The sequence below is a fragment of the Rhodococcus sp. NPDC059968 genome (assembly GCF_042738615.1).
Taxonomy (GTDB): domain Bacteria; phylum Actinomycetota; class Actinomycetes; order Mycobacteriales; family Mycobacteriaceae; genus Rhodococcus_F.
The window spans coordinates 1-24621 of record NZ_JBHWUE010000034.1; the positions used below are offsets into that span (position 1 = coordinate 1).

A 24621-nucleotide genomic window follows, 5' to 3' on the forward strand; every position below is an offset into this window, starting at 1 on the left:
CGGCGCTCACCTCACGAAAACGTCCTACCAGGATATCGCTCCGAACACGCGAAACGGGACCCCACAACGGTGTGCGAATCCGCAGATACCTTGCCCCGCCGGGGTATGTCCCGACCGGCGAGACGCCGAAGGCGGTGATCGCCGGCATCACCGTGATCGTGGGCCGGCGATGGTGGACGAGCCCGACGTGTCCTGGGCTCGGACTTCACCACAACGCCCTGCCGACATCATCGACACGGAGAGCGAGCGGGGAACACCGGATGGTCGGTGAAGGCGGTGGGGCGGGCGGGGCTCGAACCCGCGACCAATGGATTATGAGTCCACGGCTCTAACCGACTGAGCTACCGCCCCGTCACTGCACTATTCGTTATCGCGGGCGTGGTGATGGTACCGCCGGCCCTTCGGACCGAGTGTGTGCGATGCAGTGACACACGGTGGTGGTGTCTCCGGTCAGGTAGGTGACGTCAGGAGGGGTGCACCGCCTTCTGTGTGGAGACGTCCGAGGTTTTCGGATGTGTCGATGGTCTTTAGGCGCAGTCTCGGCAGATCAGCTGCGCATCATGGGCGAGGCGGCTGCGGTGATGGACCAGGAAGCAACTGGTGCAGGTGAATTCGTCCGATTGTTTCGGGATGACGCGGACGGTGAATTCTTCACCGGACAGGTCGGCGCCGGGCAGCTCGAACGACTCTGCGGTGTCGGTGTCCTCGACGTCGACGACGGGGGACTGGGTGTCTTTCCTGCTGGCGGTCAGTTGTTCGAGCGAGGTGTCCGTCTCGTCGGAGTCGGTGACTCTCGGTGCGTCGTAGTCGGTGGCCATGCTCTTCTTTCCTCATGCTCTGCGTGTTCGGACCCGCCAGGCTAGAGGGTCCGGCCCCCGCGACACGCTCCCGGGGTCATGGCGTGCGGTGGCCTCAGCATTCCGGGGGCGGCGGGGATCGTGGTCCGCCGGTTCGGTTCCGTCTTGCTGGGTTTCCCATTGTCGTTTTCTGGCAGTGGATTTGGGGATGTAGGGGAGGGGGCGGGTGGCGTTCGAGGCCGAGTGATCGATCCAGTTTCGAGTGTAAGCAGATCCAGTTCGGGCGTACGCAGCAGAAACAAAGCGCCACGCGTGTCAGCGCGCAGTCGGAGTGTCGGGTCGGCGGTCGTCGGCGTACATGGCTTCGATTCTCGACTTGATCTCGGCGGTGCTCATCACGCTGGGCCGCCGCAGTGTGCGGGATGTGGATACGGAAATCGTCGGGGTAGGGGGTGTCGCCATCAGAATTCTGCTTTCGTCGTCTGGGTGCTGGGCCGCCGCGGCAGCCGCGTGGCTGTTCCGACAACCACGCTTACATGTGATCGGAGTCACACCGAGTTGCGTTACGTTTTCCGTGCCCACCTCCGACCGGCTGCCACTCGCACAGCCGGGCCTACGGGGCCTACCTCGTCGATGCCGCCGACATCATCGCTCCGGACCGCATTCGGGAGTATGCGCCGGCCACCTTGACCAATTGGGGGGCGCGATCGCCCATCACCACCACCGCATCGGCCACGAGTCCTCGACCGGGCAGGAGATCGTGCGCGCCTTGTCCGGAATCCAGCGTGACTATGCCGCGGTAGGAGACCGGCGCCGCATCGCCCGTGCCGCCCTGCTGTCCACGGACATCGTCACCATCACCGTCGTGAGCATAGCCTTGCGTCAGCAAAGTACACTCGGAAGTTAAGTGCCGCAGAATGTTTGGAAACTCTCGCTGAATGATTGTGGGGCGGGTGTGGTGTAGTCGGACCACTCGTCGCGAGGAGATTTCGGCACTGCGGGTGTTCGATGTGATCGCGTGGATGGACGGCAAGAACCGCGCCCTGGGTGAACGTTCTGACCTGGGAAGATGACACGTCCCGGGGTGTTTCATCATCGGCACGGCCGATGATGGGTGGTGTGGACGAGGTGGCACCGGCCTTGCTGGTGTTCGGGTTGGTGATGGTTCCGTGGCGGCCCGCCCGGCAGTTCGCTGTGCCGTTGGTGTGTGCGTTCTTGCCGGTGGCGGCGTTGGTGGCGTGGTTCTTCATCGGGGTGGAGTTGTTCTTCACCCCCCGACTGAACCTGCTGCTATTCGGATTGGTTGAGGGCGTCGGTGATGCGGTCGTGGATCCAGGTTTCGAGGTTCTGGCCGGCGGTGCGGGCGGCGTCGTGGGCGTGGGTGTATTCGTCGTCGCTGAGCCGGATGGGGATGCGGTGGGCGGGGCCGGGAGTGGGTTGCTGGGCGAGTTCGTGCTGGAGGTGCTGGCGCATCTCGCTGATGTTGAGGGGTGTGAGGTCGGTGAGGATCTGGGCGCCGGTGGAGGCGGGGTCGTCGAGCAGGGCCAGGAGGAGGTGGTCGGTGCCGATCTCCTCGTGCCCGAGCAGGGCGGTCTGGCGCAGGCTGCCCTCGAGGACCTTCTTCGTCTTCGGAGTGAACGGGATGTGTCCCGCGGCCGGTGCGGAGCCCGCCGGTGCGCTGACACCCTCGAGCTTGCTCTCGAGTGCCAGCGCGGTGACACCCCATGAGGTCAGCGCTGCCGCTCCGGGGCCGCCGGCCTCGAAGATCCCGACCAGCAGGTGTTCGGTGCCGACGGAGTTCTGGTGGTGGGTGCGGGCGGCTCCGGCGGCGAGGACGACCACCTGACGGGCTTGATCGGAGAATCTCTCGAACACCACTACGCGCTCCCTCCGCAATCCACTGCCGAACTTTCTGATGTTCATTCTGGGGACCCTGGTGCGGTGTGTAGGTGGATATGGGTGGGATCGGTACGACGCTGTGGGCGTAATGGCGTTGTGACCCCGGTTGGTTCGATCCCGAATCCGCGCATGTGAGCGGTGAGGACGCCGGAGGCGAGTAGGTCGGCTGCGATCCGGTCGCGTGGGCGGAACAGCGGCGACGTCAGCGGCATGGACGTGCCGAGCGGTGGGAGGGGCGGATGGGTTGCGGCCGCCGGACATGCTCTGGAACGGAATCGGATAGTGGGACGATAGAGCTGATGAGGCGATATTCCCTGGCGACCGCTGACCACGAAGGATTGCAACGTGCTCAAAGCTAAGCGAAGCAAAGTAGTTGTGGCAGCCCTCGCCCTGTGCCTTCCCGTTCTGGGGTTGTCGACCGCGTGCGGAGCGCCGGACGAGACCCCCCCGAGCCCCGGTGCCGGTGAGACGACACGGGATGGACAGTGTCAACAGTTCGAGTCGTTCTCCGGGCAGCTCCTCGTCGGCAATCCTCCGCCGGTCCCCACTGGGTTGGTGCCGGTGTCGCCTGGTGAATCTTTTCCCCCTTCACCGACTCGACCATCGCTGGACTCGATCGATCTCGAGCGGACCCCGAACGGCGAGATCGTCACTTTTCGTCTGGGTGGCGACGGATCGATGGGCTGGTCCGCCCGCTTCGTACAAATGCCGCTTCTTCGAGGAACAGACGGTGCCGTGCAGATTTCAGGATCGTGCATTTTGCAGCTCGACCTGACCTCGGTGGACTCGAATCAAGCCGGCGAGGGCCCCGGCCTGCCGATGCGCCTCACGCCCGACAGCGACGCATCGGCAGTAGTCGAGGTTCTCAGCTACCCAAGCAGCGACACTGTGGCGCAATCCTTCGTCGGAACCCGAAGCAGCACACCCGAGATCGCGGTCGACACGTCGATCGACAACCGCGCGATCACCATCGCAATCTCTCGCTAGAGAACACCCGCCCAGCACCCTAGTTCGACGGTCGGCACGTAAAGCATGCGTTCATTGATTGGGCTGCGAAGCCGTGGTAGGGCGAGCCCGCGTATGCCCTCTTCCCGGTGCAATTGGGTCCCGAGAACAACTCGAACACGTAGCCGGTGTTGTTGATGCTCGATCTGAGAGGGGCAACAGTGGGCTGGCAACCGCTCCAGCCTGTCGCTATATACCTATTGCCCGTGTAGTACGTGCCTGTCCAGAAGCATGCCGCGTCAGGCTCGCACGCCGACACAGGGACCTCGGCCGTATAGGCAATGGTTCCGTGTTGGAACGGCTGCTTGATGTACTGCCCCTCTTGATACTGAGCGCCAGTCGGATATCCCCAAGCTCCTGCCTCATAGCCTTCGCCGGCCCACATCTGTTCGATGGCCCCGGAAACATCCCACGCTCCCGTCGTAGGCGAAAAATAGATGACGCCGCGTTGAAAGCGGTTCATGCGGCCTTGTCCGTCGGGGAGGACGACCTCGTCGGAAAGGGGATATCCGAGGAGGCTATCGGGGCGCTCAGCATTGACGACGTTCCATCTATCACGGATGGCGCCACGCACCGCCCAGGCTTGGTTGGCGTTCCAGTAGATGGCGGCGGTGTTTTGGAACTCCTGCCGGCGACCGAATCCGTCGGGGTTGACGATCTCGTCCGAAGTGGGATATCCGAGGGGCCGGTTTCCCAGTTGTTGCGTTGCCACGCGGCAAAGAAGTGGTTGACTACCGGGTGCGCACCGCTAGCAGCGGACCAGTAGATCGGACCGTTGACAAATTCTCTGAACTCGGCAGCCCCGTCAACTCGACTCCGCAACATGGGTCTAGACGTCTTTCGCCATGGTAGGCATACCGAGTTCGACGTTGGTGTTGGCGGGGCTTCTGCGGTCGATTTGGGAGAGTTTGTCGTTGGCGCCGAGGAGACTGATGCGGAGTCCTTCGACCTCGCCGAGCCACCCTTCTCGTTCGGCTTCGGCGATGCGGGCGTGGAGATTGTCGCGGATGTCCGCGAGGCGTTGACGTTGGGCGGGGTCGGGCCAGAGCATCGAGCAGCGAATGCATGCGTGCTCGTGGATACACGGTGTTCCGAATGCTCGTCCGCATGTTCCGGTCGAGACGGTGCGACGCTCGAAATGGCCGAGGAATTCGGTCCATTCTGCATCGGTTGGTACTCGGTATTCCTCGGTCGGGCGCAGCGACCGGCGGCGTGCCAGAAACGCGTGGTGCGCTTCGATGGCCTCGTGGGGGTAGATGGCCTCTGGCGACGTCAGATATTGGAACTGTCTGAATGCCTGCCGTTTGCGGGTGCTCGACGGCTGATCTCCGCGGCGTAGGTGGCCCAGTCGCCGCTGCTGGCTCGTTGCCAGGCGACGGCGACGCCAAGGTGGATTCCGAGCATGCGGGCGAGCAATGCGGCGGGCAGGTCGGTGGCGAGCTGAAACAGTGCGGCCGAGCGGGATTGTCCGGAACGGATGCCGAGTTGGCGGAGCCGTTCGGCCAGTCGTTCGGCGCTGATTGGACGTCCTGGCCGGCCACCAGGGAAAAGCCAGGCCGACGTTCCCTGGTCACCGATGACGGCGTGGCCTCGTCGGGTTCCGACGACCTGGCGGATGAGGCCAGCGAGGGGGTCCGGAACCACCACTGGCTCCGGGCCGAGGCGGAGCAGGGTCCGGTCGTCGTTGGTGTCGACGTGGTCGAGGGTGAGGCGGCTGATCACGGCCGGCCATTGGGCGTAGAGCAGGACGAGTAGTCCGGCGACGCGGTCTTCCGGCTCGACGGTGTCGTCGTGCAGGAGCCAGCGGGCCTGCTGCCACCGCGTTTCGGTGTCGATGACGCCGGACGGCCCCGACCAGCGGTTGGCCGGCAGGTCCAGACTGGTCAGCTTCTGTCGTCGCGCCCAGCGGATGAAATTTCCCGCGCCGTTGCGGTGGCTGGGTTTCGCGCTCACCATCCAGGCGTCCAGGTCGCCCTGCCCGACGGTGGCCAGGGTGAGGCCCTGGTCGGTGAGCGAGTCCAGGAAGGCAATGGCGGCGTTGATGATTCGTTGGGCGGAGGCGGCCTGTCCGTGGGTGGTGTCGGCGTCACGCAGCCGACCGCGGAGCCGACGCAGAACATGCCAGACGGCGTATCGGTGTAGCACCTGCTGCTGGTCCGGGTCGGATCTTTCGGCGACCGTGGTGGTGATCCATTGCTCGAGCCGAACCATGTTCTCGTCTCGGGGCGGTAACGCGCCCGTGGAGACGAGGACGCTGCGCAGATGCTCGAGGGGCTTGCCGTCGGGCAGTTCGTCGAGGAGATCGTGGGTCAGTGGTCGCGCGTCCGTCGCGAGCTGCCGCAGGGCGGTGGACCCCTTGTTGTAGTTCAGCCAACGCAGCACGGTGGCCGGGCGTTCGTGGCCGGCGAGGATGTCGTGGAACTGCTGCAGTTCGGGACGGATGTCTCCGGTGTCGGAAATCAGCAACCCGCGCAGCCGACGTCGGAGGTTGCAGCGCTGACAGGATCGTCCGGAGCGGACTCGGTTGGGGTCGCCGCAGGTGGGACACGTTCGCAGGATCGTGGGGTCAGGGCAGGCGCAGGTGGCGCAGAGGGGTTCGTCGAGGGTGCCGCCGCGGATCGGCCTGGTCTGTCCGCAGTCGCGGCAGGTGGCCCAGCGAAGTTGGCAAGCCCTGCACCAAGGTTGGGAGGTGATCATGGAGATCTCGCAGGGTGCCGACCGTCCGCAGATCGAGCACGTTCTCGTCGGAAGCGGCCGACAGTTCTGGCAGAGCGGCCCCTCCGGGGTGCGGACGCTGACCGGGCGGCGGCGCCCGCAGCTGGCGCAGTCCTCGTGGTTGGCCGGATCGGTGGTCAGGCAGTGCGGACACAGGGGTCTGCCGCGCTCGTCGCGGGTGGCCGCCTCGCGAACGGTTCCGCAGCGTGCGCAGGGTTGGGCGCGGGACTTCGCAGTGCAGTTGCGGCAGAGCCACTTTCCGTCTATTGGCCGGTGCAGGTGGATGACCCTGTCGCAGCCCGGACAGGCCGGGTGGACGATGGTTGTGGCGCCGGCGTCGCAGAGGAGGTCGAGCAGGCGCAGCACGGCGGGCACGGGAGCCTCGGCCCCGGCGCCGGTCAGCAGTTCGGGCCGCTCCTGCAGTGCCCAGGCCAAAGCTCGTCGTTGGCTGCTTCGAGGAACGGCGGTCCGCACCGCCTGGGCCACCACCTGAGCGGACAGGGCCGCGTCGACGCCGGTGACGACGTCCACGATCACGTCGAGTGGATCGCCGTCGTCGGGTGGGCATCGAACGCAGCGGGGCATTCCTTCGCGGTCCCGGCAGGAGACCCGCCGGAGTTGGCCGCAGGATCCACACGGCTCTGGCGGCGGAGGACCGCAGACGCCGCAGTACCAGTCCTGGCCGCGGCGTTGAATGGTCCGCAGCTGCTTGCCGCACTCGGCGCAGACCGGCGGCGACACGGTTCGGGCGCCGGCGGCGCGCAGGGCGATGAGCAGGTCTGCGACGACTCGTGGCGCTGGGGAACGGCCGTCGGCCAACAGGGCTGGGTTGTCGAGGAGGGCCTGGGCGAGTCGGCGGCGTTTGGCCCGGCGGCTGCCCGCGATGCGCTCGGCGATCTCGACGACCACACCGTGACCCAGGGTCGGGTCGCGGGCCAGGACCGACTCGACAATCACCCTGATGGGGTCGGCTAGCACCTCAGCCGCCGTCGCGGAAGCCATCGGTCAGCCGTCGGTCCGGCTGACGCGGGCGCGTTTGGGGCGCAGGTCACCGACGCCGGCTTCCTCGCCGCCGGCGGCACGTTTCCTGCGGGCAGTACCGGCCGCTGCGATCGGCTCGATCAGGTCGTCCATTGTGCAGTCGAGGATATCCAGCAGCGCCATCAGGACTTTCAGGCTCAGCCGCTCTGGGCGCTCAACGACCAGCCGATAGACCTGGCTGGACGACAACCGGATCCCGCGCTGCGCCAACGGTTCGATCAGGTCGGTGGTGGCGAACATATCGCGGGAGGCCATCACCTGGCGCAGATTCCACCGATAGTCCAGTTTGCGTGCCATTTACGTCTCCTTCGGGTGCGGGTCTCGATTCTCGTCGAAGGCCGCGGTGAGCGCCCTGCGCAGGGCGGTGTTCATGAAGTCGCCGGACACGTGCGTGTAGAGTGCCGTCGAGGTGTCACACCGGTGCCCGACAGCTTCCTGAATGAACCGGCGGTCAACTCCGTCCTCGGTGAGATGAGTGACCCACGAGTGTCGAAGACTGTGTGGAGTAAGTGCTTTCGTCAATCCCAGCGCATCCCGGTAGGCCACGAACCGGGCGTTGATCTCCGCCGGGTTCACTCGCCCGCCGCGTTCGGTCACCCACAACGCGGGATGATCCTCGCATCCGAACCGGGGCCGGATGTTCTCGACATAGTCGGACACCGCGTCGACCGCCCACCCCATCACCGAGGGCACGTTGCGCCGCCGCGGCGGCTGCCCGCGCACCGCCTTGCCGTAACGCACGTGCAGCATCCCGAACCGGCCGAATTCCGGTGCCGCGGGATTGCGGCCCCAGTCGACCAGATCCAGCTTCGCCGTCTCGTTGCGCCGTAGCCCCCAGCCGTAGACGACCTTGAACAAGGTGGCGTCCCGGTAGGCCGCCAAAGCACCCTTGCGTTTCGCCCGCACCGCGCGGTCGACCTGATCATCCGCGTAATCGAGGAAACGTTGCAGCTCGTCGCGGCTGAAAGGCCGGGCCTCCGGACTGCCCTCGTAGTCGTTCAGGTGCGCGATCGTGTTCCACTCGTGGCAGATCGGCACCGGATGCTCACCATGGCCGAACTCCTCCTCGCATACCGCAGTCCATCCGTACCGGGCGTCGCAAAGGTACTCGCTGAACAAGCGCAGATCCGTCTGGTAACCCCGGATGGTCGACGGCGCAAGATGCAGTTCACCGGTCAGCGACTGCGTCCACTCATCCACATGCGCCGGGCCCCACCGCCACGGGTACTCGTTGGTGAACGAGATGAACCGGTGCACTAACCGTTCCCGAGGCGCGATCGTCTCCTCCTGCAGGCCCCGCGCGGCCTGCTGCGACCGCCAGCCGCGCAGCATCGCCTCCACCATGGCGTCCTCCGGACGCAGTTGCACCACACCGGACACCAGCTCCAGGTGCGCTGCACCCGCTAGGTCACCACGCCGCACCGTCGCCTCCCAAGCCCGATCTGCCGCGACCCTTCAAGCCATGGATCTTGCATTAAACGGGCGCATTGAGCAAGCGGTGCAGCTCAGACGGCGTGTCATTTCCTACCGAGGAACTGTTACCGCAGAGCATTCAGCAGGCGACCTGCGGAAATGCTCCCGTCTGATGCAATTCCCGAGGGTTTTTGTAGCCCATCGTGACGTTGATATCGCGATGGCCTGCGACGACTTGGGCGATGTGCGGCGGTAGGCCGTTGAGAATGGCATCGGTGATGAAGACACGACGGAAGTCGTGCGGAGTGAACCGAAGCGGATCACCGGTGGCGTGGTCGACGAGACCGGTCGCAGCAAGGGCTGTGGTGAGCATGTCTCGGATCGCCCGGGGGCCGATCGCTTGGTTCTCGGATCCAATATGGCGTTGGAACAACAGGGGCGCGGGAGGTAGCCAGGTCCGTTCGTGCAGGTCGAAGGCGGGTACCAGTGGAACAGCGCCAGTGGTGCCGCGGATCCTCGAGATGACTGCGGAGAGCACGTCGGCGAGTTCGGGACTGACGAGCAGTAGTCGTTCGGCATCGGTTTTCGACGGTGCGATCTGCAGCAGAGGGACGAGTTCCCCGGTGGAGGGTAGTCGGTACTGGATCAGACTGTGATGCGATAGCTCGGTCAGTTCCTCGATGCGCACACCCGTCGAACGCAAAACCTCCACTGCTGCGAACGCCCAAAACGATTGACTCTCTTCACGGTTGATATCGCGACGTATCCCGGTATCGGGGTCGTGAGCCCAGACCTTCCCGGGCGTCGATTCTCTGGTGAGCGATCTGACCAGCGTCTGTCCCGCGGCGGTGAACGTTTCACCTGGCTGCGCGGTGAGGGCTGCATCCAGCAATTCCGATGCCTCACGCCGGCGTGTATCGACGCTGCGCACCAAGGCTGGGAGCACGGGTAGCCGTGCCCTCGTTCTGGCGTCCATCCGGGATTTTCGGCGCAGCGTGGCTTTTCGTCGATCGATTTCACCTGCCCGGATCGGGCACGGGGCAACCCATGGGCCCCATCGTGCTGGATCTTCCAACGCCCATTGTGCGAGGTCAAGGTAGAAGGCGCGGACCGGTGTCAGGCATTCGTGGTAACCGATTCGCGTACCAGCTGACTCGTCGATGGCGCCCTCGGCGGTGGCAGAGCCTGTGCTGTGCAATCGCTGTTTCCAAGCGTCGGCGACCTCGGCCGACAGGCGCAATGAGTCGATCCCAGGATGGTGTTTCTCCAGATCCGCCCAGAACAGTTTCCCCAGCATCCGCGCCAGCCCCGTCAGGCTGCCGTAGTCGAGGACCGGTTGGCGCTCGCGGAGGTATTCGACCAGCAGATCGCGGATCGGTGTGCACTCGATGTGGTAGCGATCGATCAGCTCGGCGGGACTGCGTTGGCCGGGACTACGCAATTCGCGCAACGACTCCGGAGCGTCCTTTCCGAAGGTTCCGAGGGTGTGCAGCAGGCGGTAGAACACTCGGGTGGCCCCGATGCCGTAACCGATCAACCCCGCTTCGGTGTCCAGTAGCTCGACGACATCACCGACGGTGATATCGCTGATCGTTCCGCCCTTGGCTGCGATGATCAGCACAGCGCGATATCGGCACCGATTCGCCGCCGTCGTGGAGATCATCGGATCGGACGCGCAGAGTGCGTCGAGCCTGTCGAAGTCGATGTCGGCGCGACCACGAGGCACATCGGTGACGATGCTGATGCGCATCTTACTCACGATCAACCAGGCCAGCGATGGTCGGACGAGGTCGGCCGCGATCAGCGTCGATACTGCACGAACCATCACTTCGAGCTGGTATCTGCCACCGAGATCGCGTTGCTCGAGCCAGCGTCCAAGGGTGCTGCGCCACTGATTTCCGGCGTTCTCGATGTTGCTGGAACGCCAACGGTCCTGCCAAGTTCGACCGGTTTGTTCGTCGAGCCAGTCCAGCACGTGTCCGAGCCCGCGTCGACGGTCGCACTGTTTGTTGTAGTCCTCGAACACGAACGGGCTGCTCGTCAGCAATGTCCACGCCTGCGCCCTGTCGAGCTCCGTGGCACACCACGGCTCGTCGACGACTCGGCCCGGAACCGACCACTTCCTACGTGTCCTTCGGGTGGTCTCATCCACGACAATCCCAGTTTCAGTCGCGAAATCGGTGATTGCAGTCATCGGACAGCCGTCCCGAACAGCACATCGAGCGACTCGGGCCTGTATCCGGGAGCGAGTGGTGGAGTTTTCCGCTCGAGCACGCGCCGTGTCTGCTCGGCGTGATGAAGTAGCACTCTGCGGATCACATCCTCGGTCCGTGGGGTGAGGTAGATCTGCGTCGACGCCAACTGGGCGTGGCCGAGGACGTACTGGACGTCGGTCAGCGGCAACTGTGGATCTTCGGCCATCCGATACGCCGCTGTATGCCGTAGAGCGTGCAGGGTTGCCGAGCTGCCTGCGCGTTGTGCGGCGCGCTCGAACATGCGGTGCGCAGCGTGATAGTTCAATGGTCGCAACGGTGTTCGCGATGTCCACCACAGTGGCTGACGTCGCCCCTTCGGAATCAGCGACTGCATCTCGAGCTGATACAACCGCAACCACACGAACGCATCGGTCGAAGCCGGCAACTGCTGCTCGGCCCGGGTACCTTTGCGCACCACTGTGATCAACTGCTGACCTGGGTCGACACCACCGGCAGTTGCCGACAGCAACTCCGACGCTCGTGCTCCGGTGGACACGTAGAACGCGACCAATGCGCGGTCTCGATGCGAGGGCAATGCAGCGAAGATGTCGTTGAACTCGTCATCGGGCACTGCCCGTGGAATGCGTGCGGGGACCTTCGAGCGATAGAGCCCCGTTCGTTCGTTGCGGTAGGAGTCCATCGGATTGTGGTGTGCGTGCACCCGCTGACGGCGTGAGGATCGAGCAAGTGGGAACGGGTTGATGATCGGGCCGTCACCAGTGTCGAGGTGGAAGTCGTAGAAGCACCGCACCACCGTTTCACTATGCGCTCTCACCGCTGGGGAGTACGGCTTCCTCTTCGCACTGCCCAGTGCGGGGACGTCGTCCGGGTGACGCCAGTGAGGTCGAATCGGTTTGCCTCCCAATATCATCCATGTTGAGTAGTCGCAGGCCTCGACGCGCGTTGCAGCGTTCCATGCGACATCGATCGACCAGAGGAATCGGAACCACCGCAGCAGATCCATTCCATACGACCGCACCGTCGTCGGCGCACAATCTCGGGCCTGTAAGTCTCGGAAGTACGCGGTCACCGGTTCCACTGCTGCGCCTGTCGGGTCGATCATCACCAACGGCTGCCAAGGGTCACCGGTCGCGCTCAACGAACCTGTCGAAGGGACTGTCAATCTGGCCAAATCTCGTGGAACCTCTTCGGCTGCCGACACGAATCAGACCATACGCACAAACGTCGAATACCAGTCGTGAACTGCTAAGACGCGTGTCGTAGTTCAGTCAACAAGAATACGGATCTACGTCCAAATCCGTCGGGGTTCGTGAGTTCGTTGGTGGTGGGAAAGCCCAGGAAACTGAACTGTGCGCCGAGTGAGTTGTACTTGTCGCGGATGGCGCCGCAGACCTGGAAATCCGACGGCCAATAGACCTGGCAGCCGGGTGCCACCGCGGCCCGGAGGCCGAGAGCTTGTTTCTGTAGCTCCGCCTCCTTCATCTCGGCCTTGTCGGCTTCTTCCTTGGTGAACCCCTCGGGCAGCTCTTCTCGGTCCGACCGCATCTTGCCCGGGACCAGGGTCGCGTTGGGGTTCTCGGTCGGCTTGCCTGTGTAGGGGATCTTCGTCCCGTCCGCCGGTGGCGCGGAGGTTACGCTCGGGGCGGAGGACTCGGCGGGTGTCGTTGTCGGCGCGCCACTGTCGACTTGGCCGCTCGCTGAAGGCGGCGATGTTGGTGCCTCGGGTGTGGACGAGGACTCGGGGGTCGATTCAATCGGGGGTGCCGTTTCCGACGTGGTTGCCGATGGAGACGAAGGAACGGTGCTGCTCGGCGCAGCACGCTGCGCCGAGGAATCTGTGGGTGTCGGTGCCGGCGGTGTGGTGGTGGTCGTGCTCGGCGTGGGGGTCGGTGTGGTGGTGGGTTGCGCCGCGGCGATCCCTCCGCCGGTCGCGAACAGTACCGAAGCCAACGATGCCACGATCAACATTTTTGCAGGTGAAGGCCGTTTTGGACGCGGCGATTTCAGGTACTTCATCACTCTGGCCATCTGACATCCGGTTCCTGTGAGGGGACTTTCGGTCAGCGGCGGGCCCAGTCGCTCCCTGCAACGTAAACCATGCCGTTCAGGTTTCTCACAGGAATCATGAGCCCCATCAGTCACAGCAGGAGTAAATGAAGCTTCGATCGATGGAGTGACCTGCAGGGGACGCACCCGGAAATTCCGGGACCTGAACGGAGGATCCGGGCGTGTCGCAAAACCGGGAGATGGATTGTTATACAGCGCTTTACAGTATTGTCGTTTGGTTCTGATTCGAATGTCTTTGAGAACGGACAACGTGCGCCCGTGCGCACCACGACGTCCCAGATAGAGAACTCTCGTTCAGTGTGAGCTCTCGTTCAGAACCAGGAGCAGACGAGCTCCCAACCTGCCCCACATGCGGCCAGCTCCAGCGCATCGAACGTACGGAGCGAATCAGATCCTGTAGTGCGGTGCGATACGTTCCTCGGTCGCAGGAATGGGCCTCGATACCGTGCCCGGTGACGATGTAGTGGCTGTAGAGCCAGTACGTCAGCGGGGCGATGAGGACCTGGAACGCGACCGAGAATCCGAGGAGCCGGAATATCTGATCTGCTCCACGCAGACCCCATCTCCCGGCTCTCTGTTCGCGGGCCAGCTCGTACAGCGCGCCGGGCAAGAGCGCGAGCAGAGCGACTGCGAGCGCTTGGAAGGTCGAGGGCATGGAGCGACCTTAGTTCGCTGCAACGACACCGCGGCCCGAGCCAGGCCACTTGCAGGCAACGCTCGGTAACAGCGGCGGGACAGCATCACGACCCAAGCCGCTGAGCTGGTCAGTGGCCGGGCAAGGCGTGCGAAGCGGGACTCATGAATCTTGGATGGTGACTCGACCGGCCCGGCCGGTCTCGGCTATGTGCTCGGGAGCCGAGGTAGGCTCCCACAACGAAAATAGGACCCCGCAGCGCGGGGTCCTATTTTCTAATTCCTGTGTCCGCGGGGGGAGGCCGAAGCCCGCAAGTCCCACGACTCGTAGCGATGAGTGTACGTTCTCTCAATGCCGTTTGCCAAGCCAACGAATGAAGCAGCGATCAGGAGGGTACTGAGTGCTCCGCGCTCAAGCACCTACGTCGCGGCTACCGGAGGCGACACGACGAAGGCAGTCGATCTGTACGGGTGGAATGCACGTATATCGGCTGCACTGATGCTTCCCTCACACTTTGCTGAAGTGTCCACGCGCAACGCTGTCTCGGATGCGCTCTCGACTGTCTACGGCCCGCAGTGGCCGTGGGACAACACGTTCGAACAGAGCCTTCCCTCCCCAAATGGGCGGCCGTTTAATCCGCAGCGCGACCTACGCGAGACGCGGCGTCGAGAGCCGACGACAGGGAAGGTGATCGCAGAGCTCAAGTTCGCTTTCTGGCAGGGCATGTTCACTGCGCGTCACGATGTGCGCATTTGGAATCACCAGATCCTCACGCTGTTTCCGAATGCTTCGGGGATGACTGCTGAGCAGCTCCGCCGCCGAATTTATGACGATCTTGAGGCGATACGGAAGCTGCGAAATCGGATTGCGCATCATGAGCCGATCTTCTCCCGTAATCTCGGCGACGATCTCATGCGAATACTCGAACTTATCGAGCTGCGCTCGACCCCTACGGCGGACTGGGTGTTTGCAATGGAGGAGGCAAGCAACGTCCTCGGAGAGCGGCCGTAGGACGCCCAGGCCGCCTATCGGGCAATTTATGGCTCTACTGACCGATCTGTGGGTGACGTGAGGGCCGTATCGGGGCGCACGCCGTTGTCCCCGTAGCGTTCTGGCTTGTCTAAGGTCAGGTCGCTACAGATGTGGAAAACGGCGTGCGCAACAACAGGATATGGTTTCGGATCCTCGGTGTCGAAAAGACGGTCGTGGACGGTGTCGAGTTCGACGATGCCACGGGGTGCGTCGTGGTCTCCGTGCGGCCCACGCTGCGTGCCCGGTCACGGTGCGGGGTGTGCCGGCTTCGGTGCCCGGGCTATGACGGCGGGGCGGGACGCCGGCGGTGGCGGGCCCTCGATGCCGGGCTGACCACGGTGGTCGTCGAGGCGCGGGCGCCGCGTGTGGTGTGCCGGGAGCACGGGGTGGTCGTCGCGCATGTGCCCTGGGCTCGACACGGAGCCGGACATACGACGCGGTTCGACGAGACGATCGCGTGGCTGACCACGCACTGCTCGAAGGCCGCGGTGTGCGAGCTGATGCAGGTCGCCTGGCGCACGGTCGGATCGATCGTCGATCGGGTGTGGGCGGACACCGAGCGGACCTTCGATCGTTTCGCGGGGCTGCGGCGGATCGGGATCGACGAGATCTCCTACAAAAAGGGCCACAAGTACCTGACTGTGGTCGTCGATCACGATTCGGGCCGGCTGGTGTGGGCGGCGGAGGGCCGCAACGCCGATACGTTGCGCGGATTCTTCGACCTGCTCGGACCCGAACGGTGCGCGCAGATCACCCATGTCACCGCCGACGCGGCGCCCTGGATCGCGAAGGCCGTCACCGAACGCTGCCCAGGCGCGATCCGGTGCGCGGATCCGTTTCATGTGGTGGCCTGGGCCACCGCCGCGGTCGACAAGGTCCGCAGAGGCTCTTGGAACCGGGCCCGGGCGAAAGCCATGCCACGCAAAACGTTCGGTACGCGAGGTCGGCCATCGGCCGGTACCGGAAACGCTCCCGATCCGCACCGCGAGCAGGCCACCGTGGTCAAGAACAGTCGGTGGGCGCTGCTGAAGAATCCGGAGAACCTGACCGGCAAGCAGGCGGTGACGCTGCGGCTGATCGAACTCGAGGACCCCGTCCTGCACCGCGCCTACCTGCTCAAAGAATCATTGCGGTTGGTGTTCCAGCTGCGCCACGAGGACGCGGTCGTCGCGCTGGATCGGTGGATCGGCTGGGCCCGTCGATGCCGGATTCCCGAGTTCGTCGCGCTGCAGAAGAGCATCGTGACCCACAAGGAATCGATCCTCGCCGCGATCGAACACGGCCTGTCGAACGGGCGGATCGAATCGGTCAACACCAAGATCAGACTCATCACCCGCGTCGCGTTCGGCTTCCGTAGTCCCGATGCCCTCATCGCCCTGGCCATGCTCGGACTCGGCGGCCACCCACCCCAATTACCCGGCAGAACCACCCACGAATGAGTCAGTAGGGCCCAATTTATGTCGCGAACCCGATCGGTCGTTCCCTCCCGCCCCAGAGTCGCACTCCACCTCTTCCCGATAGAACCTAGTTGATGGATAGAACGAATAATCCGTGGTTTGGTTCATTTCGACACGGTGATTACTGGGAAGTCATGTATAGTTGCCCGTGTGAGTGAGAAACTGTAGATCATTCCTCGGCTGCGGACTGCGGGGGTACTCGACGGCGTTCGGTGGGCCTATGACTCTGCGGTGCGCCGAGCTCTGGACGACTACTCCGAGGATGCGGGGTATGACACCGCTCTGCTCGGTTCTCTCCGGTTCACCCTCTTCCGGGACCGTCTCGACCGTGTGTTCTCCTGCGGTCGCTACGCGCTGCAAGCCGGAGTCGATGAGAACGTTGGGCTTGACCTGGTGCGCGTCGAGCTGACGGACAAGGACCGTACATCCATGCCGGTGTTGCCCGCGGATCTCGTGCGGCGGGTCAACCGGGACGGTAGCCCGGGTTGGGCTCTCGGTGACCTACAGTTCCTCCTCGCCTCCTGCGAGTTCGGCAAGATCGACATACTGCCGTGGCCCAGGAGAAGTCCGGCCAAGCAGCAAGTGGCCTTGCAACTTCCCCCAGCCACCGAACAGCCTCTCGCGCTCTTCGACGTCGTCGATACGGAGCTGGCCGAGTCAGATCAGACCGCGCCGAGTCTGACCACATTCATGGTGGCCCACACGCTGGACGCCGTCAGCGGGAGACGCGAGCTGGTCTTCGGGCGGACTCGCTTCAATAGTGGTGGTGGGCAGGCCTGGTACTGGTACGAGAACCTGCTGACCCTTCCTCCCACCCAGGGCGGACAGCGTCCGAGCGTGCCTACGCCGTCGGGACCGGACGGTGTTCCCGACGCTCCGGTCCGCCTCCGCAAAGTGGCTTCGACGCTACCGAAGGCCAGTGATCGGCAATGACCGGTGGCATGTCGGCGGCAGACGCAGCTGCACTGTTCGACGGCTCCCGATTGATCCTTGCCCGCCAGCTCGCCGCGATGCGCAAGAGCGAACTGGCGCAGGCGATCGGCAAGAGCCCGACCGCGGTGGCGGGCTGGGAGTCTGGAACCAAACGGCCTACCGCATCGACGGTCGCCGAACTCACTCTGGCGCTCGGTCTCGAACCTGCCTTTTTCGCGGTGCGGCAAGAGGAGATTGCGGTCCCCACCAGCACACCGCATTTCAGATCGTTACGTGCAACTACACAGGTCGCTCGAGACCAAGCTCGGGCATACGGGCAGTTAGCGGTCGATATCGCAACGAGCCTGGAGCGGTATGTCGAGTTCCCGACCTTGGACGTGCCCGTGTTTCCAGTGGACCTCGATGATGCCGACGGGGACGGTCCGGAACGGGCCGCCCGCTTCGTTCGGGAGAAGTGGGGTATGGGCGGTGGTCCGGCCGGGCACGTCGTCCGACTGCTCGAAAATCACGGTGTCCTCGTGGTATTCAGTCCTGTGCAGACCGCTGCCGTCGACGCGTACTCGTTCGACAGCCACCTGCGGCCGGTCGTCGTCCTCAACCCCTCAAAGAGGGATTACTACCGTCAAAGGTTCGATGTTGCCCACGAACTCGGTCATCTTGTGATGCATGCCGACGCGGAGCCTGGAGGTCGCATCGTCGAGGAACAAGCGAACCGATTCGCGTCCGAATTGCTGATGCCAGCCGAGGAGGTTATCGACCTGCTCCCCGCCAGCATGAGCGGCAATGTGTGGGTATTGCTCGGCAAGTTGAAGGAACAGTGGGGCGTGAGTATGCAGGCGTTGCTGTTCCGTGCACGAAAACTGGGGAAACTCAATGACATCTCCTACCGAAACGCCATGACAACTGTTTCGATGCGAGGTTGGCGGCGCAGTGAGCCGGGTCAGGTGCAGATCCTCGAACAGCCCTCCCTGCTGCCGAAGGCGATTGAGATCCTCGGTGAGGAAGGGATCGAACAGGACATCCTCATCAACGAATGCAGGGTGCCGAGCCAGCTCTTCCGGGCCGCGACGGCGAGAACTCCGCAAGCCGATCCAGGTACGACTGCGAGTGGTGTGCAGCCGGACGATCGCGTCCGACGACGTGTCGTTTCCCTGCTTCCGAAGCTTCAAACTTCTCCACCAGCGTAATTGTCGCGCTGGCGGAACTGCGTATTACGTACCACGAGCGATGGAGATAACAATGGCGGGACCGAACAAACGAGTTGTCCAGCGACGCGATGACTCTTCCTGGGAAGTGCGCAAGCCGGGTTCCAACCGGGCGAGCGCAGTGACAGGAACTCAAGCAGAGGGCATCAGCCGTGCACGAGAGATACTCGGCAAAGACGGCGGGGGCGAGATGCAGGTCCGTGGAAAAGACGGAACGATTCGTGCACAAGACACAATCGCTCCCGGGAATGACCCGCGGTCCTCGAAGGGATGAGGTTCGAGTAGCGCCTCCGAAGTAGCGGGGAATCGAAAGGAGCACCGTGGCCTCATCGTCGCGCCGGAAGTTGAGGCGATACGTAACAACATCGCCGTGCAGCTCCGCACCCTGCGTAATGCGCGAGGATGGTCTCAGGACGACCTCGCGGGACGGGCGGGTGTCGGCCGCTCCACCCTGCAGCGTCTCGAGCTCGCCAGGATTGACATGAACATCAACCACATAGAGGCCTTGGCGGATGCGTTCGAAATGCCCTGGATCGAGCTTCTGCGATTTCTCGACAATCGACCCCCACGACAGGACGTCGAACCGTCGGCCTAGCGTCGTGTCGGTGAGAACGGCTGTGATGCCGCGGTAGCAACCGGCATGAGCGGGCATCGTTCTCACTACTGCCGGACTTGCGGGCAGCCAGTGCGAACCCCGCCCTGTGATGGGGCGCAACCACAAGCGGACCGCTGGTTCACTCCTCCCAAATCCGTCTGACTGCGATTCGTGGCCACGTGATCGCCTGTCGGGGGCGGGCCGTAGACTCAGGTCAGGTCGTTCTGGAGCATCCCCCCAATTTTGCTTCTGAACATCCCCCCTGTGCCCCGGCGTCACCCAAGCCCCCGATGTCGGGGCACAACCATGCGCACAGGCGGACGAGAAGATCGAGGAATGACGGAGACGAGGCCAGGTCGGATCCCCGTGGGCGATCCCATCGCGCTTCGCTTCGACCCTGAGACCAAACGCAGGCTAGAGGACATGGCCGAGGGAATCGGGCCGCGCCGTTTCGGGGCGCTTATACGTGTTGCCTGCGGCGACTTGTCACCCAACCCAAAGCCGTCGGCAACGGCCTCGCCGAACAGCGTCGACTCTCGGAAGCGTTGCGGGCGATCCCGCTGGTCATGCTCAAGATCAAGTTGGAACCGGATACCGCGCAGAAGTTCTCGGCGCTGGCCGCCGAGTACGACACCACGGTCAGCGCACTCATGCGGATCGCGCTGCACCGATTCCACGAAACCCCCGGTCGCTACAAGCACCCGATGCTCCGCGAGGCCGATCGCACCGGACTGTCCGACTGGGTCAACGTCATGGTCAACCCTTCCAGCAAGCAGCAAATCTGGAGACTCGCCGGCCGATACGGGGACAAGCTCAACACCGCACTGCTCAGAGTCGCCCTACGGCGCCTACTCGACGAGCCCGGTGACCTCACCACGGACCTGGAGACCATCGCCCCACTGCGAGACCTCCGACCCGAAATCTATCCAGCCAGGGCGAATGTGCACTTCGACCCCCCGCTACGGGACAAGCTCGACGCGCTGGCAGCACGGGTCGGCTCCGATCGCGCTGAGTTGATGCGCCTCGCCGCGCGGCGTGTGCTCGACGAGCCTGGATTGATCGAGCAGGCCGTGAACCGCGAGATCTTCCGCAGCGAAAAGAACAAGGCGCACCTCATGGCCCGGCACGCTCGCCGCCAGGTGCGACGCCGCACCCTGCACGACTGATTAAACGGCCAGCAAGCCGCTGGCCAATTCAACGGGGCGAGTTCCGATCCCGATGTACCCGCCTTCGGCGGTTACCAGGCCACCTGCGGTGTCCTCCGAGAGGATGCTCCGCTGCGCTCCGCTCTGTTGAAGAGCAATCGTTCTTTTGTCCTGCTGGCCTTCCGATTCTGATCGACGGCGGCCGGGGAACAACCCCTGGCGGCTGCGCCGGCACAAGGCTCCGAGAAACTTTCTCCCCCGTACTCGCTTCGCTCCCAGGAGAAACTTTCTCGGCCCAGGGGTTGCACCCCGTCCTGATACCGCCGATCCGAACCTCCCTTGCCAGCAGGCGCAAAAAGAACGATCAGGGGCCGCAGGTGCCTGATCCGAGCACGGGAGGCATTCCGTTGAGCAACACCATCATTCTCGATTCCGTCTTCGACCCGTTCGACGTCGCACGCGTGATCTACGCCGAACTCGCCATCCCCGGCGATCCGGGATTCGACGACCTCGACACCGACACCCGCACCGTCCTTCTCGGCATGGTCTTCGACCTCGAACCGGCCGACCCGCGCATCCTCGCCGCCCACCGGCCGGTGAACCCGGCCGATTTCGGCCTCACCGCCTGACCCCAAACCCTCATCACCGAAGGAGGAACCCCATGACCCGTAGCATCGACACCATCACCGGCATCACCATCGAAACCGACGGAACCTTGCAGGTCACCGACATGCGTGTGGACGACTTCTGGACCAGCCGCCGGATCGCCGATGGGCGCGGCGCGGCACTGGACGCCGTTCGCGACTATCGCCTCGCCGCCTACCCGATCGGCGGCAACGGCCGCCCCGGTGTGGCCTGCCTGTTCGCCGGTGCCAACCACCGCTTCGACCCCCGCCAGCCCGAGAACGACGCGGCCCGCGCGATCGTCGCCCGCTACGGGGCAGGCACCGACATCCCGATCCGGGGTCGGGCCGTCATCCTCGCCGGATGGGAGAGCGACCCGCGACCGATCCTCGAACTGGTCGCTCGTGAGCTGGTCGCGCAGATCAACACCGACCTGTTCACAGCCTCGCCGACGCGGGTGCTCCGGACCGCCTGACATCGCCGAAAGCCCCACGGAGAAAAAGGAAACACCGGACAGCTGGTACCTGCCCGGTGTTCTCCTCTCACCCTAGGAGAGAGAACACCATGACCGCAAACACCACCGAAATCGCTACCGCCGCAGACGCGGAACTGGTTTACCTGAACCCGGTCGAGGCCGAGATCGAACCCAACACCCGCGACACCGTCGACCCGGTCAAGCTCGCCGAACTCACCGAATCGATCCGCGAACACGGTGTACTCCAAGCGATCAAGGCCGTCCGCTACGCAGACGGGACCATCCGGGTGCGAGACGGCCAGTGCCGAACGTTCCCTGGAAAGTTAGCGTGTTGTGCCGTTGAGTGTTGTCCGCTAGTGCTAGTCCTGCGGCAGCAGCGGTAAGGCGATTCAGTGTTTGATGCCGAGGACGCGGAGCGCGTTCTGCTTGAAGATCAGGGGCGCAACCTCGGGTTTGATGTCGAGGTTCTCGAAGTCCTTCATCCAGCGGTCGACCTGGATGACGGGGAAGTCGGAGCCGAACAGCACCTTGTTGCGGAGCATGCTGTTGGCGGCCTTGACCAGCTGCGGCGGGAAGTACTTCGGCGACCACCCGGACAGGTCGATGAAGACGTTGGCCTTGTGGGTGGCGATGGAGATCTGCGAGTCGACCCACGGCACCGACGGGTGGGCCATGATCACGGTGAGGTCGGGGAAGTCGGCGGCGACGTCGTCGAGCAGCATCGGGTCGGAGTAGCGCAGTTTGATGCCGTGGCCGCCGGGCAGTCCGGCGCCGATCCCGGTCTGACCGGTGTGGAACAGGGCGGGGACCCCGGCCTCGGTGATGGCCTCGTAGAGCGGGTAGAACTGCCGGTCGTTCGGTTCGAATCCCTGCATGCTGGGGTGGAACTTGAACCCCTTCACACCGTATTCGTCGACGAGCCGGTGCACGCGCCGCACGGCGGCCTTGCCCTGCCAGGGGTCGACGGACCCGAACGGGATCAGCACGTCGTTGTGGCGGGCCGCGCCCTCGGCGATTTCCTCGACCGAGTTGGCGGCGTGTCCGCTGGCCGAGGCCGCGTCGACGGTGAACACGACCGCGGCCATGTTGCGCGAGCGGTAGTGGTCGGCGATCGCGTCGATGGACGGGGTGCGTTCCTCGCCGGACTTGAAGTATTTCTCCGACGCGGCCATCAGTTCGTCGTCGAGGGACCGGTGGCCGCAGCCGTCGATCTCGACGTGGGTGTGGATGTCGATGGCGTCGATCTTGTCGAAGTCGATGCCGTACTCGTATTTGGTGCTCATCGTGCGTTTACCTCCTCGGGAAGTTGTGTGTTCGACTCGCCGCCGGCCGCAGGTGCTTGGGTGCGGGTGGTTTCTTGGGCGGCGCGGAACGTGTGGGCTTGATCGATGTACCAGTCGATGGCCTCGGGGTTGGCCAGCGACCCGCGGTTGACGGCGGTGGCCGGGTTGTGGCCGGCGAAGAGTTTCTTGATCGGTACCTCGATCTTTTTGTTGGCGTGGGTGATCGGGATGGCGGGTGCGGTGATGATTTCGTCCGGGACGTGCCGCGGCGAGGTGTGTTCCCGAATGGTGGCGCGGATTCTGGCGTCGAGTTCGGCGGACAACGTCTGGCCTGGAGTTAAGGTCACGAACAACGGCATGTAGTAGCCGCCGTTCGGCTGTTCGAGACCGATCACCAAGGAGTCCGACACTTCCGGAACGTGCTGGAGTGCGGCGTAGATGTCGGCGCTGCCGAGCCGGACTCCGCCCCGGTTGAGGGTGGCATCGGAGCGGCCGTGCACCACGAACGCGCCGTCGGTCGTTTCGGTGATCCAGTCTCCGTGGGTCCACACGCCGGGGAACTTCTCGAAATACGAGCTGCGGTACTTGGCACCGTCGGTGTCGCCCCAGAAGAACACCGGCATCGAGGGCATCGGGCGGGTGATGATCATTTCCCCGACGTCGCCGACAACCCGGTCGCCGGTCTCCGACCACGCCTCGACGGCGACGCCGAGCAGGGGGCCTTGCAACTCTCCGAGGTGCACCGGCTCGAGGGGGTTGGATCCGATGAAGCCGCTGCAGATGTCGGTGCCACCGGAATCGGAGCCGAGGTGCACATCGGGTTTGACGTGTTCGTGCACCCACCGCCAGGTGGAGTCCGGGAGCGGGGATCCGGTGGAGAGGATCGCGCGCAGGCGGGACAGATCCCAGTCCGCGTGGGGTTGCAGGCCGGATTTTTCCACCACGGACAGGTAGGCGGCGCCGGTGGCGAACATGGTGGCGCCGGTCAGCGCGATGATTTCGAACTGGCGGTCTTTGCGGCCGAACATCGGTGAGCCGGCGTAGGTGACGACCGATGCTCCGGACATCAGGTTGTTGACCAGGGTGTTCCAGACCATCCAGGAGGTGTTGGCGGCGACGTAGTAGAGGTCGCCGGGGCCCATGTCCTGGTTCAGGCCGGTGCCCTTCAAGGCCTCCAAGGTGATGCCGCCGTGTCCGTGGACGATGCCCTTGGGGGCGCCGGTGGTGCCGGAGGAGAACAGGATCCACAGCGGATGATCGAACGCGACGCGGTGGTAGTCGGCGGCGGCGGTATCGTTGACCAGGGCCGCGAAGTCGAGTCGGGCGCAGTCCGGTTCGGGCGCTGCCGGATACGCGTTGCGGACGACGATGGTGTGCCGGACGCCGGGCAGGCCGGCTTCCACCGCTGTCAGGTGCTCGCGCCGGTCGAAGTCCTTTCCGTTGAAGCGGTAGCCGTCCACTCCGATCAGGATCTTCGGTTCGAGCTGGCGCAGGCGGTCGAGTGTGGCGGCCGCGGACAGGTCGGGTGAGTTGATGGTCCAGATCGCACCGATGCTCGCGGTCGCCAGCAGTCCGATGATGGCCTCGGGCAGGTTCGGCAGTACCGCCGCGACGCGGTCTCCCGGTTCGACACCGAGCCGTCGCAGGTGACCGGCCAGGGAGGCGACCTGGGCGTCGAGTTGCCGCCAGGTGAGTTCGGTGACGGCGTTCTCCTCGGTCACGGTCAACAGCGCGGTGGTGCCGGCGAGGGCGGGGTCCTGGGCGTGCCGCAGGACGTTTTCGGCGAAGTTCAGTGTCGCGTTCGGATACCAGCAGGCTCCGGGCATCCGGTCCTCGGCCAGGGCGGGTTCGTCGAATCCGTCGCCGAGGACCCCGAAGTATTCGCGGACCGAGTCCCAGAAGGCGGACAGGTCGTGCACGGACCACTGCCAGAGAGCGCGATAGTCGGTCAGGTGAACGTGCCGGTGCTCACCGACCCAGGTCATGAAGTCCCAGAGTCGGGACTGTTGTTGTTGTCGAACGGTGGGCTGCCACGTGACGGGCCGGCCGGCGGTGGGCTCGCTGAGAACTGACATCGTTGGTCCT

The 24621-nt window shown here is 64.3% G+C and carries 27 protein-coding genes, 1 tRNA gene and 1 pseudogene; 13 read left to right on the plus strand and 16 right to left on the minus strand.

The window, feature by feature from the left end; genetic code table 11:
* Positions 1-277: 277 nt before the first annotated feature.
* The 3 genes from ACFWAY_RS25065 to ACFWAY_RS25075 form a co-directional block, all read right to left on the minus strand.
* Positions 278-351, minus strand: a tRNA-Ile gene (locus ACFWAY_RS25065).
* 176 nt (positions 352-527) lie between these two features.
* Positions 528-818, minus strand: coding sequence for a DUF4193 domain-containing protein (locus ACFWAY_RS25070; RefSeq protein ID WP_378512544.1), 291 nt, complete (start codon positions 816-818; stop codon positions 528-530).
* Between the two features lie 294 nt (positions 819-1112).
* Entirely contained in the window at positions 1113-1259 is a 147-nt protein-coding gene (locus tag ACFWAY_RS25075; protein WP_378459228.1) for a hypothetical protein, read from the minus strand.
* 232 nt (positions 1260-1491) lie between these two features.
* Between ACFWAY_RS25075 and ACFWAY_RS25080 the strand changes: the two genes are divergently transcribed.
* Positions 1492-1704, plus strand: coding sequence for a hypothetical protein (locus tag ACFWAY_RS25080; protein ID WP_378512545.1), 213 nt, complete (start codon positions 1492-1494; stop codon positions 1702-1704).
* Between the two features lie 383 nt (positions 1705-2087).
* On the opposite strand, the gene ACFWAY_RS25085 is transcribed toward ACFWAY_RS25080, so the two are convergent.
* Positions 2088-2720, minus strand: coding sequence for a Clp protease N-terminal domain-containing protein (locus ACFWAY_RS25085; protein WP_378512546.1), 633 nt, complete (start codon positions 2718-2720; stop codon positions 2088-2090).
* Positions 2721-3251: 531 nt separating this feature from the next.
* Here ACFWAY_RS25085 and ACFWAY_RS25090 point away from each other — a divergent pair.
* Positions 3252-3683 carry a hypothetical protein gene (locus ACFWAY_RS25090; protein WP_378458807.1) on the plus strand — a complete coding sequence of 144 codons (432 nt, stop codon included), beginning with the start codon at positions 3252-3254 and terminating at the stop codon, positions 3681-3683.
* Between the two features lie 19 nt (positions 3684-3702).
* On the opposite strand, the gene ACFWAY_RS25095 is transcribed toward ACFWAY_RS25090, so the two are convergent.
* The 9 genes and pseudogenes from ACFWAY_RS25095 to ACFWAY_RS25135 form a co-directional block, all read right to left on the minus strand.
* Positions 3703-4413 carry a peptidase inhibitor family I36 protein gene (locus ACFWAY_RS25095; RefSeq protein ID WP_378512547.1) on the minus strand — a complete coding sequence of 237 codons (711 nt, stop codon included), beginning with the start codon at positions 4411-4413 and terminating at the stop codon, positions 3703-3705.
* A 29-nt stretch (positions 4414-4442) separates the two neighbouring features.
* Positions 4443-4526: pseudogene (locus ACFWAY_RS25100) on the minus strand (hypothetical protein); the annotation flags it as partial.
* Between the two features lie 4 nt (positions 4527-4530).
* Positions 4531-4752, minus strand: coding sequence for a hypothetical protein (locus tag ACFWAY_RS25105; RefSeq protein WP_378512548.1), 222 nt, complete (start codon positions 4750-4752; stop codon positions 4531-4533).
* Between the two features lie 221 nt (positions 4753-4973).
* Entirely contained in the window at positions 4974-7418 is a 2445-nt protein-coding gene (locus ACFWAY_RS25110) for a hypothetical protein (protein ID WP_378512549.1), read from the minus strand.
* 3 nt (positions 7419-7421) lie between these two features.
* Positions 7422-7754 (minus strand): helix-turn-helix domain-containing protein, encoded by a 333-nt coding sequence (locus tag ACFWAY_RS25115; protein WP_378512550.1) that lies wholly within the window; start codon positions 7752-7754, stop codon positions 7422-7424.
* Positions 7755-8801 (minus strand): tyrosine-type recombinase/integrase, encoded by a 1047-nt coding sequence (locus tag ACFWAY_RS25120; RefSeq protein WP_378512627.1) that lies wholly within the window; start codon positions 8799-8801, stop codon positions 7755-7757.
* 208 nt (positions 8802-9009) lie between these two features.
* Positions 9010-11022: a tyrosine-type recombinase/integrase gene (locus ACFWAY_RS25125; protein ID WP_378512551.1), complete on the minus strand. Its 2013-nt coding sequence runs from the start codon at positions 11020-11022 to the stop codon at positions 9010-9012.
* 38 nt (positions 11023-11060) lie between these two features.
* Positions 11061-11900: a tyrosine-type recombinase/integrase gene (locus ACFWAY_RS25130; RefSeq protein ID WP_378512552.1), complete on the minus strand. Its 840-nt coding sequence runs from the start codon at positions 11898-11900 to the stop codon at positions 11061-11063.
* A 431-nt stretch (positions 11901-12331) separates the two neighbouring features.
* Positions 12332-12631, minus strand: a complete 300-nt coding sequence (locus tag ACFWAY_RS25135) for an LGFP repeat-containing protein (protein ID WP_378512553.1) — start codon at positions 12629-12631, stop codon at positions 12332-12334.
* Positions 12632-12812: 181 nt separating this feature from the next.
* On the opposite strand from ACFWAY_RS25135, the gene ACFWAY_RS25140 reads away from it, so the two are divergent.
* Entirely contained in the window at positions 12813-13118 is a 306-nt protein-coding gene (locus tag ACFWAY_RS25140) for a hypothetical protein (protein ID WP_378512554.1), read from the plus strand.
* A 234-nt stretch (positions 13119-13352) separates the two neighbouring features.
* Here the strand turns inward: ACFWAY_RS25140 and ACFWAY_RS25145 are convergent, their stop codons facing one another.
* Entirely contained in the window at positions 13353-13808 is a 456-nt protein-coding gene (locus ACFWAY_RS25145; RefSeq protein WP_378512555.1) for a DUF6338 family protein, read from the minus strand.
* A 330-nt stretch (positions 13809-14138) separates the two neighbouring features.
* Here ACFWAY_RS25145 and ACFWAY_RS25150 point away from each other — a divergent pair, with 330 nt between their 5' ends.
* The 10 genes from ACFWAY_RS25150 to ACFWAY_RS25195 all read left to right on the plus strand — a co-directional run bounded on the left by ACFWAY_RS25150 (position 14139) and on the right by ACFWAY_RS25195 (position 21636).
* Positions 14139-14798 carry a hypothetical protein gene (locus ACFWAY_RS25150; protein WP_378512556.1) on the plus strand — a complete coding sequence of 220 codons (660 nt, stop codon included), beginning with the start codon at positions 14139-14141 and terminating at the stop codon, positions 14796-14798.
* A gap of 143 nt (positions 14799-14941) precedes the next feature.
* Positions 14942-16258, plus strand: a complete 1317-nt coding sequence (locus ACFWAY_RS25155) for an ISL3 family transposase (RefSeq protein WP_378512557.1) — start codon at positions 14942-14944, stop codon at positions 16256-16258.
* 249 nt (positions 16259-16507) lie between these two features.
* A complete protein-coding gene (locus ACFWAY_RS25160) occupies positions 16508-17209 on the plus strand; it encodes a hypothetical protein (RefSeq protein ID WP_378512558.1) in 702 nt (233 codons plus the stop codon).
* Positions 17206-18396, plus strand: a complete 1191-nt coding sequence (locus ACFWAY_RS25165; RefSeq protein ID WP_378512559.1) for an XRE family transcriptional regulator — start codon at positions 17206-17208, stop codon at positions 18394-18396. The genes ACFWAY_RS25160 and ACFWAY_RS25165 overlap by 4 nt, the downstream gene beginning before the upstream one ends.
* A 52-nt stretch (positions 18397-18448) precedes the next feature.
* On the plus strand, positions 18449-18688 hold the full coding sequence (locus ACFWAY_RS25170) for a DUF2188 domain-containing protein (RefSeq protein ID WP_378512560.1): 240 nt from the start codon (positions 18449-18451) through the stop codon (positions 18686-18688).
* A 96-nt stretch (positions 18689-18784) separates the two neighbouring features.
* A complete protein-coding gene (locus ACFWAY_RS25175; RefSeq protein WP_378512561.1) occupies positions 18785-19009 on the plus strand; it encodes a helix-turn-helix domain-containing protein in 225 nt (74 codons plus the stop codon).
* Positions 19010-19575: 566 nt separating this feature from the next.
* Positions 19576-20175, plus strand: a complete 600-nt coding sequence (locus tag ACFWAY_RS25180; protein ID WP_378512562.1) for a CopG family transcriptional regulator — start codon at positions 19576-19578, stop codon at positions 20173-20175.
* A 386-nt stretch (positions 20176-20561) separates the two neighbouring features.
* The gene (locus ACFWAY_RS25185; RefSeq protein ID WP_378512563.1) at positions 20562-20783 is read left to right on the plus strand and encodes a hypothetical protein; all 222 of its coding nucleotides are present in this window, start codon (positions 20562-20564) and stop codon (positions 20781-20783) included.
* Between the two features lie 32 nt (positions 20784-20815).
* The gene (locus ACFWAY_RS25190) at positions 20816-21253 is read left to right on the plus strand and encodes a hypothetical protein (protein ID WP_378512564.1); all 438 of its coding nucleotides are present in this window, start codon (positions 20816-20818) and stop codon (positions 21251-21253) included.
* An 89-nt stretch (positions 21254-21342) separates the two neighbouring features.
* On the plus strand, positions 21343-21636 hold the full coding sequence (locus tag ACFWAY_RS25195; RefSeq protein WP_378512565.1) for a ParB N-terminal domain-containing protein: 294 nt from the start codon (positions 21343-21345) through the stop codon (positions 21634-21636).
* Between the two features lie 6 nt (positions 21637-21642).
* On the opposite strand, the gene couO is transcribed toward ACFWAY_RS25195, so the two are convergent.
* Entirely contained in the window at positions 21643-22536 is an 894-nt protein-coding gene (gene couO, locus ACFWAY_RS25200; protein WP_378512566.1) for a 4-hydroxyphenyl-beta-ketoacyl-CoA hydrolase, read from the minus strand.
* The gene (locus ACFWAY_RS25205) at positions 22533-24611 is read right to left on the minus strand and encodes an acetoacetate--CoA ligase (RefSeq protein ID WP_378512567.1); all 2079 of its coding nucleotides are present in this window, start codon (positions 24609-24611) and stop codon (positions 22533-22535) included. Before ACFWAY_RS25205 ends, couO begins: the two co-directional genes overlap by 4 nt.
* Positions 24612-24621: the final 10 nt, after the last annotated feature.